Origin of the sequence: Xanthomonas sp. D-99 (assembly GCF_017746145.1) — a bacterium.
GTDB classification, from domain to species: Bacteria; Pseudomonadota; Gammaproteobacteria; order Xanthomonadales; family Xanthomonadaceae; genus Xanthomonas; species Xanthomonas cissicola.
Window position 1 is genome coordinate 149,823 of record NZ_JAGHWU010000022.1, and the last position, 14,266, is coordinate 164,088.

Annotated in this window: 9 protein-coding genes and 2 pseudogenes; 5 read left to right on the forward strand and 6 right to left on the reverse strand. The window is 65.8% G+C overall.

Going from position 1 to position 14,266, the window contains the following annotated elements:
- Window positions 1–261 precede the first annotated feature (261 nt).
- Entirely contained in the window at window positions 262–3,921 is a 3,660-nt protein-coding gene (locus J7360_RS10735) for an Rne/Rng family ribonuclease (protein WP_057664176.1), read from the reverse strand.
- A 409-nt stretch (window positions 3,922–4,330) separates the two neighbouring features.
- Between J7360_RS10735 and J7360_RS10740 the strand changes: the two genes are divergently transcribed.
- Complete coding sequence (locus tag J7360_RS10740) at window positions 4,331–5,317, forward strand: RluA family pseudouridine synthase (RefSeq protein ID WP_022559188.1); 987 nt, start codon at window positions 4,331–4,333, stop codon at window positions 5,315–5,317.
- A gap of 32 nt (window positions 5,318–5,349) precedes the next feature.
- Here the strand turns inward: J7360_RS10740 and J7360_RS10745 are convergent.
- The 4 genes and pseudogenes from J7360_RS10745 to J7360_RS10760 form a co-directional block, all read right to left on the reverse strand.
- A pseudogene (locus J7360_RS10745) lies at window positions 5,350–7,150 on the reverse strand (DUF3300 domain-containing protein).
- Window positions 7,151–7,443: 293 nt separating this feature from the next.
- Window positions 7,444–8,262, reverse strand: a complete 819-nt coding sequence (zupT, locus tag J7360_RS10750; RefSeq protein ID WP_209033837.1) for a zinc transporter ZupT — start codon at window positions 8,260–8,262, stop codon at window positions 7,444–7,446.
- Window positions 8,263–8,527: 265 nt separating this feature from the next.
- On the reverse strand, window positions 8,528–8,950 hold the full coding sequence (locus J7360_RS10755; protein ID WP_005916451.1) for an energy transducer TonB: 423 nt from the start codon (window positions 8,948–8,950) through the stop codon (window positions 8,528–8,530).
- A complete protein-coding gene (locus J7360_RS10760) occupies window positions 8,947–9,303 on the reverse strand; it encodes a 4a-hydroxytetrahydrobiopterin dehydratase (protein ID WP_003489213.1) in 357 nt (118 codons plus the stop codon). The genes J7360_RS10755 and J7360_RS10760 overlap by 4 nt, the downstream gene beginning before the upstream one ends.
- Window positions 9,304–9,391: 88 nt before the next feature.
- On the opposite strand from J7360_RS10760, the gene J7360_RS10765 reads away from it, so the two are divergent.
- Window positions 9,392–9,991, forward strand: a complete 600-nt coding sequence (locus J7360_RS10765; protein WP_007964449.1) for an NfuA family Fe-S biogenesis protein — start codon at window positions 9,392–9,394, stop codon at window positions 9,989–9,991.
- A gap of 13 nt (window positions 9,992–10,004) precedes the next feature.
- On the forward strand, window positions 10,005–11,825 hold the full coding sequence (locus J7360_RS10770; protein WP_057664169.1) for a hypothetical protein: 1,821 nt from the start codon (window positions 10,005–10,007) through the stop codon (window positions 11,823–11,825).
- A gap of 960 nt (window positions 11,826–12,785) precedes the next feature.
- On the opposite strand, the gene J7360_RS10775 is transcribed toward J7360_RS10770, so the two are convergent.
- Entirely contained in the window at window positions 12,786–13,202 is a 417-nt protein-coding gene (locus tag J7360_RS10775; RefSeq protein WP_209033839.1) for a hypothetical protein, read from the reverse strand.
- Between the two features lie 330 nt (window positions 13,203–13,532).
- Between J7360_RS10775 and J7360_RS10780 the strand changes: the two are divergent.
- Window positions 13,533–14,002: pseudogene (locus J7360_RS10780) on the forward strand (BLUF domain-containing protein).
- A gap of 64 nt (window positions 14,003–14,066) precedes the next feature.
- Window positions 14,067–14,266, forward strand: a 200-nt coding sequence (locus J7360_RS10785) for a transposase (RefSeq protein ID WP_059001059.1), incomplete at its 3' end; no start/stop codon positions are given.

The window sequence follows — 14,266 nt, forward strand, 5'->3', positions numbered from 1 at the left end:
AGTGGATGAGCCGATGGAAGCGCCGTTTTATCCGGTAACCTCATGTCTTCAAAAAAGAAATCGGATTCTGCGAGTCATTTTTACACGTATGTCGGCTGAACCCCAACGTGGAGCGCAGATGCCTCGCCGGGATTGCAGCCGGCGGATGCGGCTTCGCGTTAGTGCAGGTGGCGCATAAAAAACAGCGGCCCGAAGGCCGCTGTTTTCGATGTTGACATGGCCTGCTATCCAACCAGGCCAGCCGACCGGGTCACTTGGCGATCAGTGATCGCCACGCGGCTTGCTGCTGTCGTCCCCCTGCGCCTGGTCGGCTTCGGCCGATGGAGCAACTGGCTTGACTGCTTCGGACACAATCACCGTCGGCTTGGGCTTGTCTGCCTGCGATTCCTGCGCTGCTGCAGGGGCTGCTGCCGGAGGCTTGCTGGCAGAGGAGGCCGCTGGCGCAGCATCGTTCGGGCTCAGCGCATCGAGCATGGTGGTCTGCACCGGAGCATACGGCTTGCGCACGGGCGCGGTGTCTGCACTCGGGCTTGCCTGCACAACCGTCGAGGTAGAGGTCATTGCCACCTCGGAAGATGGCGTCTGCGAAGCAGACTGCTCGGCGTGCGGCGACGTCACCGTGACCACTGCGGCCTGCGACGCCGGGGAAGCTGCCGCAGGTGCCGAGAGGTCCTCAGCAGGCGTTCCACGTGCCGGCTGCACCAGAGTGGCTTGCACCGGAGGTGTTTCAACGTCCGCCGACGCAGCGGGTTGCTGTTGGTCGGGCTTCGCGGCCTGGGCAGCGGCAGGCGCAGCTGCAGTTGCCGGCGCCGAAGGCTGCTGCTGGCTGCTTGTCGCCGCATTGCTGGTCACAGGCGATGCAACAGCCGGTGCCGGAGCCACGGCAGCCGCCACCGGTGCCGTCGGTGCCGCCCCGGCGGCGGGAGCCACTGCAGCTGCCGGAGTGGATACCACTGGTGCGGGAGCGGCAATCGGTGCCGGGGTGGCGGATGCCTGCTGAGCGACCGTTACGGGGCGCTGTTCCGCAGCCTGCGCTGCCGCACCATCGGTGCCGGCAACCGTCGGCGCTGTGGCAGCCGGCGCGGGTTTGGCAGTTGCGTCCGTAGCCGCGACGGGCGCAGCAGGGCGCTCGCGGGCGGTGTCAGCGTTGGCAACGGGTGTTGCTGACGGCTGCGATGCCGGCACGGTATTGGAAACCGGCGCGGTGGTCGAGGCTGTATCGCTGCCGATCTGTGGCTCTGCACGCTCCTTGGGAACCGGACGTGCCTTGGCGGTTGCCTGGGCAGCGGGTTCTGGCTTGGCGCGCACTGCGGGTGCCGGTGCTTCGTCGTCGAAGTCGAATTCCGGCTGGCCGGCGCGTGGTGCGGCCGAAGCATGCGCCTGCATCCCAGCGTCGTCACCTTCGCTGTCGCCATCGAGATCGTTGTCGGCATCGCTGTCCAGATCGTCGCCGTCCAGACCATCGACGCTGGCACCACCTTCTCCGTTGGCACCAGCGCCACGACGACGACGACGGCCACCACGACGGCCGCGGCGACGGCGGCTTCCGCCTTCCCCATTGGCTGCATCGTCGCCTGCGGCATCCGGAGCCGGTGCAGCCGCATTCGCGTCGGCACCGCGATCAGCGGTGGATTCGATCACGGTGACATCGACCGGATGCGCCTGGACCGCTTCATTCGCGTTGGTCTGCGCATTGGTGGGTGCAGCGGCAGCGGCATCGGCAATGGCGGACACCACGCTCGACGTGGTTGCCGTTGCGGCAGTGGGGGTCAGGGTCTGCGCCGCTGCCGTGCCTTCATCCTGGCGTGCCGGACGCGGCTGACGCTCGGCCGGCGCGCCATCCTGCTGTGCAGGCCCACGTGGCGGACGCGGGCTCTGATTCTGCGGCTTGGGCTTCTGCTGCTGCGGCTTTGGCGCCTGCGCTTCGCTGCGCGGCGGCTTGGGCACCTGCACCTGCTGCTGCGCCTGTGCGCCATTCTGCGCGCCCTGGGCGTTGGCAGGCTGACGACGCTCGTCACGGCGTTCCTTGTTGGCGCCGTTGCCATTGCCGCCATTGCCACGTTGCTGGTTGCCACCATTGCGGGCATCGCGACCATCGCGGCGCTGACCGCCACGCTCGCCGCGCTCGCTACGGTTATTGCGGCCGGCATCGTTCTGGCGCGGACGCGGGGTCGACTCTGGGGCCGGGGCAATTGGCTCGACGCCGCCGAAGATCCGCTTCAGCCAACCCACCACGCCAGTGACCGGTGCCGGAATGGGCACGGTCACCACCGGCGCCGGAGCAGCGACGGGCGCGACCGGGGCAGGGGCCTCTTCGCGCACCGGTGCCGGTTGGCTCGGCTTGATCGACGTGACCGCCGGAGCGGCAGGAATATTCAACTGCGCCTTGGTCAGTGCATGCACCGGCAGCTTGCGCGGGGTGCCGCGCTGGTAGCTCGGCTTGCCGCTCTCTTCGCCCAGCTCGTTCTCGCGCAGGCGCGTGACTTCGTAGTGCGGGGTGTGCAGCTGCTCGTCGGCGACGATGATGATCGGCGACTCATGGCGCTGCTCGATTTCACGCAGTGCGCTACGCTTTTCGTTGAGCAGGTAGTTGGCGATTTCTACCGGCGCCTGGACCAGCACCTGCCCGGTGTTTTCCTTCATGGCGTGCTCTTCGGCCACGCGGATGATCGACAGCGACAGCGACTCGACGCTGCGCATGCGGCCGTGGCCGTCGCAACGCGGGCAGACGATCTGGCTGGATTCGCCCAGGCTCGGACGTAGCCGTTGACGGCTCATTTCCATCAGGCCGAAACGCGAGATGCGGCCCAACTGCACGCGCGCACGGTCGTACTTGAGCGCGTTCTGCAACCTGTTTTCGACTTCGCGCTGGTGCTTGGACGAGGCCATGTCGATGAAGTCGATGACCACCAGGCCGCCCAGGTCGCGCAGGCGCAGCTGGCGTGCGACTTCTTCTGCCGCTTCCAGATTGGTCTGGAACGCGGTTTCTTCGATATCGCTCCCCTTGGTGGCGCGCGAGGAGTTCACGTCCACGGCGGTCAGCGCTTCGGTCTGGTCCACCACGATCGAGCCGCCCGAGGGCAGGCGCACGTTGCGCTCATAGGCGCCTTCGATCTGCGATTCGATCTGGAAGCGATTGAACAGCGGGATATCGTCGGTGTAGTGCTTGAGCTTGCGCAGGCTCTGCGGCATCACCTGCTTCATGAACTCCTGGGCGTCGGCGTACAGCTCCGGGGTATCGACCAGGATCTCGCCGACATCGGCGCGCAGGTAGTCGCGCAGGGCGCGGATGATCAGGCGCGATTCCTGGTAGATCAGGAACGCGGCCGGCTTGCTCAGCGCAGCTTCGGCAATTGCCTTCCAGGTCTGCAGCAGATAGTCCAGATCCCACTGCAGTTCTTCGGCATCGCGGCCCACGCCGGCGGTGCGGATGATCACGCCCATGTCGTCGGGAATGTCGAGCTTGTCCAGCGCTTCCTTCAACGCGGCGCGGTCTTCGCCCTCGATGCGGCGCGAAACGCCACCGGCGCTCGGCGAATTTGGCATCAGCACCATGTAGCGGCCGGCCAGCGAGATGAACGTGGTCAGGGCGGCGCCCTTGTTGCCACGCTCTTCCTTGTCGACCTGCACCACGATTTCCTGGCCTTCGCGCAGAAGCTCGCGAATGGTCGACTTGTTATGGTCGACACCGGCCTGGAAATAATCGCGGGAAATTTCCTTCAACGGCAGGAAGCCATGACGCTCGGCGCCGTAGTCCACGAACGCCGCTTCCAGGGAAGGCTCAAGCCGGGTAATACGGCCCTTGTAGATGTTGGACTTCTTTTGTTCCTTGGACGGCTGTTCGATGTCGATGTCGTACAGGGTCTGGCCGTCCACAATCGCCACGCGCAGCTCTTCGGCCTGCGTTGCGTTGATCAGCATTCGCTTCATTGTTGCGTTCCTCACGCGCTCTACCGCGCGGAACGCCGTGACGTTTCGCCTCTGGAACAGCTTGTCGGCCCTTCGCGCAACGCGCGGACAGGCCTGACCAGAGTTTCCAGCGCTGCAACACCACGGCAGGCCGCGGGAGCGCTTGTTTAAGTTTTATAGGTGTTTCAGGGCCGGCAGCCGCGTCCGGACGAACCGGGGCAGCGCACGGGACATGTTCAGCGCAGCGGTCAAAAACCGCTGGCGATGGCCGGGTAGGCCGGTGAGCCGCTAACATGGCCGCCCCGGGGGCGGTGGTCGCGCACTGTGCCGGAATCATCGGAAGTCAGGCTTCTGGCCAATCAACTTCCAACAAAATCAAACCCTTATCTCGCTCGCCGAGTGTAACAGAATAAAGAGCCGGATGACCGACCCCCAGCCCCCCAAGCCGCCGGCCGACCGCGTCGGCGTGCGTATTCTCAAAGTTCCGGAAGACCGTGCTGGACAGCGGCTGGACAATTTCCTGCTCGGCCAGCTCAAGGGCGCCCCGCGCAGCCTGATCTACAAGCTGGTCCGCAGCGGCCAGGTGCGGGTGAACGGCGGGCGGGCCAAGGCCGAGCGCAAGCTCGAAGGCGGCGAAGAAGTGCGGATTCCGCCGGTACGCATCAACGACGAAGGCGACAAGGCAGCGCCACCGTCCTCGTTCATGGCCAGGCTGGAAGCGGCGATCGTGTTCGAGGATGCGCGCCTGCTTGCCCTCAACAAGCCCTCTGGAGTCGCCAGCCATGGCGGCAGCGGGATCAGTTTTGGCGCCATTGAGACGCTGCGGGCGCTGCGGCCGAACCAGAGCCTGGAACTGGTGCATCGGCTCGATCGCGATACATCGGGCCTATTGATCGTGGCCAAGAAGCGCTCGGCGCTGACCGAGCTGCAGGCCTTGATGCGTGAAGACGACCGCGTCGAAGGGCGCGGCATCACCAAGCGCTACCTGACCCTGCTGGTGGGCCGCATGCCCGACGGCGTGATGACCGTGGACGCGCCGCTGCACATCGGCCTGCGCCAGGGAGGGGAGCGACATGTGCAGGTGAATGCGATCGGCAAGCCGTCGCTGAGCCATTTCAGGTTGCTGGAACGGCGCGGCGGGCATTCGTATTGCGAAGTGCGCATCGAAACCGGCCGCACCCATCAGATTCGCGTGCATGCCCAGCACCTGGGGCACCCGGTGGCCGGCGACGATAAATACGGCGAGGCGGACGTCAACAAGCGCCTACGCGACCAGCTTGGGTTGAAGCGGCTGTTCCTGCATGCCGCATCGCTGGAATTCGCGCTGGATGCCGGCAAGACGCCGTATGTGTTGAGCGCGCCGCTGGCGCCAGAGCTGGCCGAGGCGCTGGACCAGCTCGGTCGCTGACGCAGCCACGAGGGCTGCGCCAGCGCGCTGGCTCAGCCCTCGTGGCGGTGGTCGTGATGTTGCGGCTGCGCCGACGGATGCGGGCGTTGCTGGTGCATATCGGCCTGATGTGTCGGAGCGGCGCGCGGCGGGGCGAAGGACGCCATCCGCTGCATGCGCTGCTGCGGCTCTGCCTTCATGACCGGGTGCGGTTCGTAACGCGGCTGCGACTGCTGCGCATGTTCGACACGCGGCAATGCTGCGGATGCGAATTGCTGATGGGGCGGCAGCTGTCGTTGCTCTTGCACGGGCGGCTTCCATTGCGCAGGGTGGGCTTGCGCCCGGAACTGGCTGTCGCGGGCGTCGCGGCTCGCCAATGCATCACGCGGCGGCATGCCGGCATGTGCACGGTTGGCTGCCGCTGCTTGCTCCTGCGCTGCCCGCGAATCTGCGTGCATCTGCGCCACGCGCTGCTGTGCGGCCTGTAGGTCATTCACCCGCGCAGGCGCTGCGGCCGATGCGAATGCCGGCGCTTGCACGCGCGGCGAACGCATCCCAGAGGGCAATGGCTGCATCGGACGGGCCGCAGGTGTCAGGGACGCAGCATGCGGCGACGGCGACGCGTTCAGCGCGACCGGGCGCCCTGGCTGCAGCATCTGCGCACTGAAATGCGGTGTGGCCAGATGCGCATAGTCGGGCGGGCGATGCAGCTGCGCGGGCGAGGGCGCCGGCGTGGTGGCTCCTGCAAACGCACCAAGCCCACGTGCGTTGGCGACCGCTGCAGGCAGAGCGGCCGCCTGCGCTGCGTGGAAGCTGGCCGGAGACATCCCGGCCACGGGCGCGGATGTCGGATTGGACCAATGGCGCTGATCCTGATTCACATACGAGCGCGCATCGATATAGGTGTTTCGGTTGTTGATGGTGGTGGTGCGCGGCGCATAGACATGGTTCTGGTAGACCACGTAATGCGGTGCGGCCGGCGGCGCGTTCCAATCCACACCCCAGCTGTTCCAGCCCCAGCGGTGCCAGACAGGCGCCGGCTCGACCCAGCCGAACCAACCGTGATGGTGCTCAAGTGCGCCGCCCACCAGCACGCCGACGCCGAACGACACCAGGCCGGTGGTGACGACGTCGCCTTCGTCGTACCAGCGGACCGGGCGGTAGCGATACTCCCGATGGCGTGCCGTAGACCACGCCGGGATCGTAGCGCGGTACGTACACCACGTCCGGTTGCGCTGGTTCGATGGTGATCACCTGCAAGGGCGGCGGGATGCGGCCCTCATCCATAATGGGCGTCACCACCACGTGGCGCGCCACCTGCACTTGTTGTTGCGGCGTACTGCGCAGATGGCCGCTGGCCTGGGCGCGTTGGCGCATGATCTGCACCGCGTTGAGCACATCGTTGGGGTCGTGGGCATAGGCATCGCCGAGCGTACGCGTCCAATCCAGATTGCCGGCCAGTTGGGCCACCACATCGGGAAAGGCAGTCAGTGCCTTGATACTCGGATCCCACGATTGCGACACCGTGGCCTGCGCGCGATCGGCAGCGCTCAAACCGCTATTGCTGCGTAGCCATTCCTGTGCAGTGACCACTTGATCGGGATAGACCGACGCCGCCAGCGTTTGCGCCAGCAACTTATCTGGAAACAGGGCAATCGGCGCGACCAATTGGTAAAGCTGGTCCGCCGTGGGCGGCGCGTAAGCCGGCGTTGCCATCGCGCTGGGAGGCGGCGGAGGCTCGGCGGCGGCCGGCGCCGGTGAGTCAGTACGTCGGCACCCGCCAAGCGCGATCAGGCCGGTGGATGCGATCGACAGCGCCAAGGCAAGGCGCCCTTGTGACCATGTGCGTTGCATACGGCACCTCGCTGTGTGCGCGTTGATGACGCGCGTACCATGCGCCGGTTTGAATGTCTGGAACCTTTCTAAAACTGTGCTTCAGTCGACCGGGCGCGACGGTGTTCAGCAGAAGTGCGGGAAGCCATCTGCCACGAAGGTGCGCGAAGACGCACGCGGTTGATTTCAGGCAGGCAGCGCGCATCGGCTCGTCATCAACAAGACAGCGATGGTGTCGCTGCAGAAAGCTCTCAGCCCCTAGCGCAGCAGACTTTGCGGCCAGGTCATCATGAGATGCCAGCGCACGACGCGCTTCACGGCGTCGCGAAGCGGAACAACACTAGGCTGATCGCCAGCGTTCCCATGCCCGAGACCAGGCCGTACACGGTCTCGTGACCCTGGGCGTACCGCTTGGCAGCCGGCAGTAACTCGTCCAGTGCCAGAAACACCATGACCCCGGAGATCAGCCCGAACACGGTGCCGAAGACCGCGTCCGAGAGCACGCTGGACAAGGCCAGATATCCGATGCCCGCACCGATCGGTTCGGCCAGCCCGCTGAGCAGGCTGGCGCCCACCGCATAGAACTTGTTGCGCGTGGCGAAATACACCGGCACCGCGATCGCAATGCCTTCGGGAATATTGTGGATGGCGATCGCGAACGCCAGCGGCATGCCGACCGCCGGACTTTCAAGCGTGGCGAAAAAAGTCGCCAATCCTTCCGGAAAATTGTGCGCGGTGATCGCGACGGCGGTCATCAGCCCCACCCGGCGGATATAGGCCCGGTTGTCTTCGCGAAACTGCGGATCGTCGCTGGACAAACTCTGGTGCGGATTCGGCACCAGGCGGTCGATCACCATGATCAGCAGCATGCCGCCCAGAAAGGTCAATGTGCCGAAGGTAAAGCCGAGCTTGTCGTTGTAGGCCTGGGAAAACGCGGCGATCGACTTGTTGAGGATCTCGGTGAGCGACACGTACATCATGGCGCCGCCGGCGAAGGCCAGGCCGAACGCCAACAGCCGCGGATTGGGCTTTTTGGCGAACACCACCATGAGGCTGCCGAGCCCGGTCGCCAGTCCGGCAGCCAGCGTGACCGCAAGCGCGATCCAGAGATTGTGTGATGACACTGCAAGCATGTGGCGCGACGTCCTCGTGGAATGAAGAACTTCCTGCGGAGAGCGTGGCGACTGCAGCTCGCGAGATACGCACGACCTCCGGGGAAGCAGGATGGCCATGCCGCGATGACGAAGACGTGGTGTTGAAGACGAAACGTAGCGCATCTGCGCCAGCGTCACCCATGTGCGAAACTCAAGCGCGCCCGAACAGGGCGCTGGCGCTCATTCGCTTGTGTCGGCGCGCTTGCGCCGTGCAGAAACAAGGCGTCAGCGACCTGCGCGGTCCTCAGCCGCCGCGGCGTGCGCGTTCCTCGATGGCGAAACATTCGTTTGGACGCGGTACCGGCGGCTTGAACGAGACCGGCACCTGGATGGTCTGCGACACGGCCTGGCCATTGCGGGTGGCAGCCTTGAACTGCCATTCCCGCACGCGCTTCTGGGCCGCTTCGTCGAGCACCGGCTGGCCGCTGCTCTGTGCCACCGACACGTCGGTGGGGGTGCCTTGAGCGCCGACCACGACCCGCAGCACGGTGGTGCCGCCGACACCGGCGCAAGCCAGCTGCGGCGAATATTCCGGCGGTGGCGTCTTCAGGGCAGCCAGTTCGGTGGGCGCGACGGTGGGCGCAGAGGCCTGCTGTGGCGACTTGCCGCAGCCGCCGAGGCCGGTGGCGACGATGAGACCGGCGAGCGCAGCGCGATACATGTTCATGCAGTGATTCCTTGATCGTAGAGTTGCGCGGTCTTGGCCGCGCAGATGAAGTCGTTCTCGCTCAGCCCGCCCACGTCATGGGTGGAATAGCGCACCACGACGCGGTCGTAATGCACGCCCAGGTCGGGGTGGTGGTCTTCGCGGTGGGCGATCCAGGCCAGCGCATTCACGAAGGCCAGGGTGCGGTAATAGTCGGCGAAGCGGAACGTGCGCGTGAGCGCCATGCCGGCCTCGGCCAGCTCCCAGCCGGGCACCTGCGGCAGCAGTTCGGCCAGGCGCGCCTCGCCCAGCTTGTGGTCGCTGCCTTTGCGCGGGAGGCAATGCGCCTGCTCCAGGGGAATCAGATCGGTCATGACGGTCTCGCAGGGGTGGCGGACGGCGCGCCCACCAGGATCACGGTGTTCCATGAGCGAGGGCGCTTTGAGCGGTAGAATAACCCGCATGATCCAGATATCCGACAAAGCCCAGACCTATTTCCGCAAGCTCATCGAGCGCGAGGGCGTGCCCGGCATGGGCGTGCGCCTGAGCGCGGTGGATGCGGGCACCCCACGCGCCGATGCACGGCTTGAGTTCGCCGAACCGGCGGACCTGAGCGGCGACGAATGGGCGATCGACTGCGACGGCTTCACCTTGTATGTCGTCGCCGCCAGCGTGCCGTGGATGGATGGTGCCGAAATCGACTACGTCACCCAGTCCACCGGCAACCAGCAGCTCACCATCAAGGCGCCCAAGATCAAGGGCGAAGCGCCCGCAGAGTCGGCTTCGATGGTCGAGCGTGTGCGCTGGGTGGTGGAAAACGAGGTCAACCCGCAGCTGGCATCGCATGGCGGGCGCGTGGCCGTGCAGGAAGTCTCCGCCGACGGCGTGGTGTTGCTGCGCTTCGGCGGCGGTTGTCACGGCTGCGGCATGGCCGACGTGACCTTGAAGCAGGGCATCGAAAAGACCCTGATGGGGCGCGTGCCCGGCGTGACTGCGGTGCGCGACGCGACCGACCACGCCACCGGCGACGCCCCCTACATTCCGCGCGACAGCGCGGCCTGATTCCGCACCACCGGTGACAACGGCTGCCGATCTGCTGCAGGCACTGCGCGCGCGCATGCCCGGCAAGCTCATTGTGGATCGGCGCACCGGCCTTCCGTATGGCTGGGGCATCTGGATGGGCAACCGCAAGCACGTGGCTGCGCCATTCAACGATGACCAGGTCATGGATGTGCTGTTGGCGCGTGAGCAGCCTGCCCGGCGCGGTGTGGCCGGCGTCTCTCTCCTGTCGCCGTTCCAGGCGTTCCGCAGCCTGTGGTGGCAGCACTGGGACCCGCGCCCGAAGGATCAGCGTCGGCAGCACTGGTTGGCGGTGCTTGGCAGTTTTTTCATCCACCTCGGGTTTATTGCGCTGCTCGTCTGGGTGGTCACCGTGCGCTGGGCGCCGGAGGAAACCGCACCCGGCGACGAATCGCGGGTGCGCATGACCTTGATCGGCGATGGGGCGGAAGAGCAGGGCGGCGGGGAAGGGCAGCCTGCGGCTGAGGCGTCGACGCAGGCGTCTGCAGCTGCGGCATCTTCGCCAGCGCACGCGGGTGCATCGGCGGCGAAAAGCGAGGCAGCTCCATTGTCGACACCGACACCAGCGCAGCCAGCCGCCGATCCTGTCGAGCCTCCGGACACGGCCCAGGCACCGGAACATGCGCCGGAACCGGTGCAAGCTGCCAGCGAACCCGTCGCCGCGGACATTCCGCAGGTGACGTTCCAGGTACCGCCGGTGACGATCGAATCGCCGCTGCAGGTCACCGAAACCCCGGTCGCCACCACCGACTTTGTCGTACCACCGCCGCCAACGATCACGCTGACGCCGCGTGCGATCGAACGCGCAGCACCGCAGGTCGAGGTGCGTCAACGCGACATCCAGACGCTGACCGAACGTCCGCAGGTGCGCGAACTGCAACGTCCGGCCACGGATGTAGCGCTGCGCACCGCCACGGCCCCAACGGTGCGCGAGCGCGACGTCGTCATCCCCGAGCGCCCGCAAATCTCAGCGCCGGCTGCACGCCTGCGTGAGATCTCGCCGACGGTGCGCATGCCTGACATCGCGGTGCGTCCTGCAGAGCTGCCGAACGTACCGGATCCGACGCCTGCGCCATTGGCGGCGACACCTGTCGTGCCAGCGGCGCCTGCGCCTGCGACTCCCGACCCGCAGCCGGCGCCATCCGCGCAAGCAGCCGCGCAACCTGCGCAGTCGCAGGCCAGTCCTGCTCCGTCCGAGCGTTCCGGCAGCGCGGCGGCCGCTGCATCGTCGCCCGTCAAGCCCGCCGCCAGCAGTCATGCCGGCCCGACGCCTGCCGATCGCAGCGGCGGGTGGGACGTGGCCGCCAACGCCGACGATTGGAGCAAATCCGACCGCGATCGGCAAGGCGACACGACAGGCGCCAACGCCCAGCGCAACGGCATGTTCAATGCCGATGGCAGCGTCAAGGTGGCCACCGGAACAGGTGATGCCGGCAAGGCGACAGGTGACCGCGGACCACCGGGCAGCGAGGCCGATACCTGGACCCGCGACCAGATTGCCCAGGGCGGCACCTGGCTTAAACGTCCGCCGTACGGCTACACGCCGACATCGCTGGACAAGTACTGGATGCCGAACCAGACGCTGCTGCAGGAGTGGGTGCGGCGCGGCCTGAAGAAGATCGAGATTCCGATTCCGGGCACGACCACCAAGATCAGCTGCGTGGTGTCGCTCCTGCAATTGGGTGGCGGTTGCGGCCTGAGCGACCCCAATCTCAACGATCAACCGGCCACCGCACGCCCACCGCCGGACGTGCCGTTCAAGCGCGAGCTACAGGAAGACAAGGGCGCGCTGCCCCATAACGGCGGGGGAGCGTGAGGCGCGATGACGTGCGGCGATGTCTGCCTGACCGCACAGATTCGGGGCCTGCGATCTTTCGCTCGACGGTGCCCTTGCGTCTCTGAGCGCGCGGAGATGCATCGTCTGCATCAACCGCCGACAGCGCATGATGCGTAGGTGATCCTCGTGCATCGCGTGCAGACCGTGCCCGTCCCCCGGCGAACTGGCTTGCCGCTTCGTTAGAGACCGATCGCTTCAACTGAGCAAACGCGATCAATCGCGTGTTGTCCCGGCTTGCGGCTAGGGAGATTGCACTCTCGAACCGGAACGTGCGCCGTCCAGGAACGAGGTCGGGACCGCACGCACGACCGATGCCTGTGCCAGTGCGCCGGTGGCCACAGCCCAACCGGCTCCGAACAGGCACGAGAGATAGAAGTCGCTCCATCAGGACGCCGACATTTCGATACCCAACACGCCGCGCTGCCGGCCATGCAAGAAGAAGCATCCAGATGCGCCTGGAACGGCTGCCATTCCGGCGCGGCGTAACAGGTATTGCCGCGTTCGGCGCCGTCCATGCCCATCCCGGTGACGCTGGAGATGACCAGATCCAGGTCTTCCACCAAGGCGTGCGTGATGCGTCTCAGGCTTGCCAGGGGATCGGGCGGGGCGTCGTCGTCGGGCAGGGCCGCCTGCAGACGCACACACGCTTCCGCGGTGACCTTCTCGACGATTGCCGCGCGGGTCGGGGCGAGCGGGCATTTCGCTGCGATGGGAAATCCGCCTGCATTGGTCGACCACCTGCGAGAAACGTTTCAATCGCTGCGGTAATGGGTGCGGGATCTTGTTGCGTCCGACCAGCTGCTTGGACTTCGCAGTGGCGATCCAGTGCATTCGGCCCGCGATCAGCGCAATTTAACGAAAGTAGGGCAGGCAACTTCCAATCCGCTGGAAGTGGTCGCTGACGCAAGATGCGGATCTTTAGCCTGAGGGCATGCTTGGCTAGCGACCGCCTTGAAATGTGAAGGTGAAGCGTGCCGCAGAGCGTGCGGCGGTTTCCGGGGCGATGGGCGTGGGCGTGGCATCCACCAGCGTCAACATGCCATCGGCAATAGGGACCGGGATGCCTAACGTGAGGTCAACCTGTTTGGACCATCCGCCCCCCAGGACCGTCGCACTCACGATCAGTCGGCCTTCCACGATGCATCGAACATCGGCAGGGCAGCGGCTGTCTTCGACCACGCGATCTGGCCGCACTCTGGGACCATCGACCGCTGCCATCTCCCCTAGGCGCACAGGGCCTTCGATGAGATGACCGGCCGCCGGAGGCGTGGCGGCGCATCCTCCGAGCGACATGACGGCAAGCACTGCCAGAAACAGAAAGGGGCCGCGATGAAGGTCATGCTTGCCGACGGTCATCGTCTGGCGTGATTGAGGGAGCGTGTAGCCCTGGAGCGATGCGTGCATTGTCGACTTCCTTCAGATTCCTTCAGATGAAACCGCGGTCACGTCTTCGGCCATCCACTGCTTCAGCGTCAGCGTCTTCGCGCGCCGTCCATCGGATCCACTGGCCTGCCAGCATGGCACTGCACGAGCCGGGGCGGGCGAGCATGCTGGCCCATGGACGCACATCGCCGCTATGTATAAGTAAATTGTAATGTCTCCATTGCCAACCGGTGCGTCGCGCCCTGATACTGGCGCTCGCAGCGACCTCAGGAGGAGCCGGCGCTGACGACTCTGCAGAAATGGATGTTGGAGCAGATCACCTATCGAGATGCGTTCTTGGCAAATCCACCGCTGCAGGCCATCGCTTACGTGAGCGAGGTGCGTCGTCCCATGTCGATGGGGGAGGTCGACCGGCTGCTTGTCTCTTCCAGTGCACACAACTCGCTGGCCGCCATCACCGGTGTCCTGCTCTACGACGGCGCTCGATTCTTCCAGTATTTCGAGGGCTCACCCGCCGGAGTGCAGCACACCTACGATCGCATCAAGCGGTCTTCGCGCCATCACGTGATCGCGGAGGTCTACAACGGTTCCATCGTCGAGCGTTACTTTCCCGACTGGCAGATGGCGTGCCGGAAAGTGCTCCCCGGGTCGATCGTCGAGCTCAGCGCACAACGCTGGTCGCGCACACGCCTCGCGCTGTGGTCTGCGGGAAAAAAGCCAGAGCCTGTCTCCCGGTTGCTGGAGTCTGGGAGGGAGCCACGCCGCCGGGGTAATCCCCCCGCCCATTAGCAGACGCCAGAAGTGGAATTTTCTCGTACCCTTTCTCGAGGAGGTTCCATGAAGAAGTCCCGCTTTACCGACAGCCAGATCATCGCCGTGCTCAAGCAGGCCCAGGCCGGTGCGCCCGTGCCGGAGCTGTGCCGCGAGCACGGCATCAGCTCGGCGACGTTCTACAAGTGGCGCAGCAAGTTCGGCGGCATGGACGTGTCCATGGTCGCGCGCATGAAGGAGCTGGAGGAGGAGAACCGCCGGCTCAA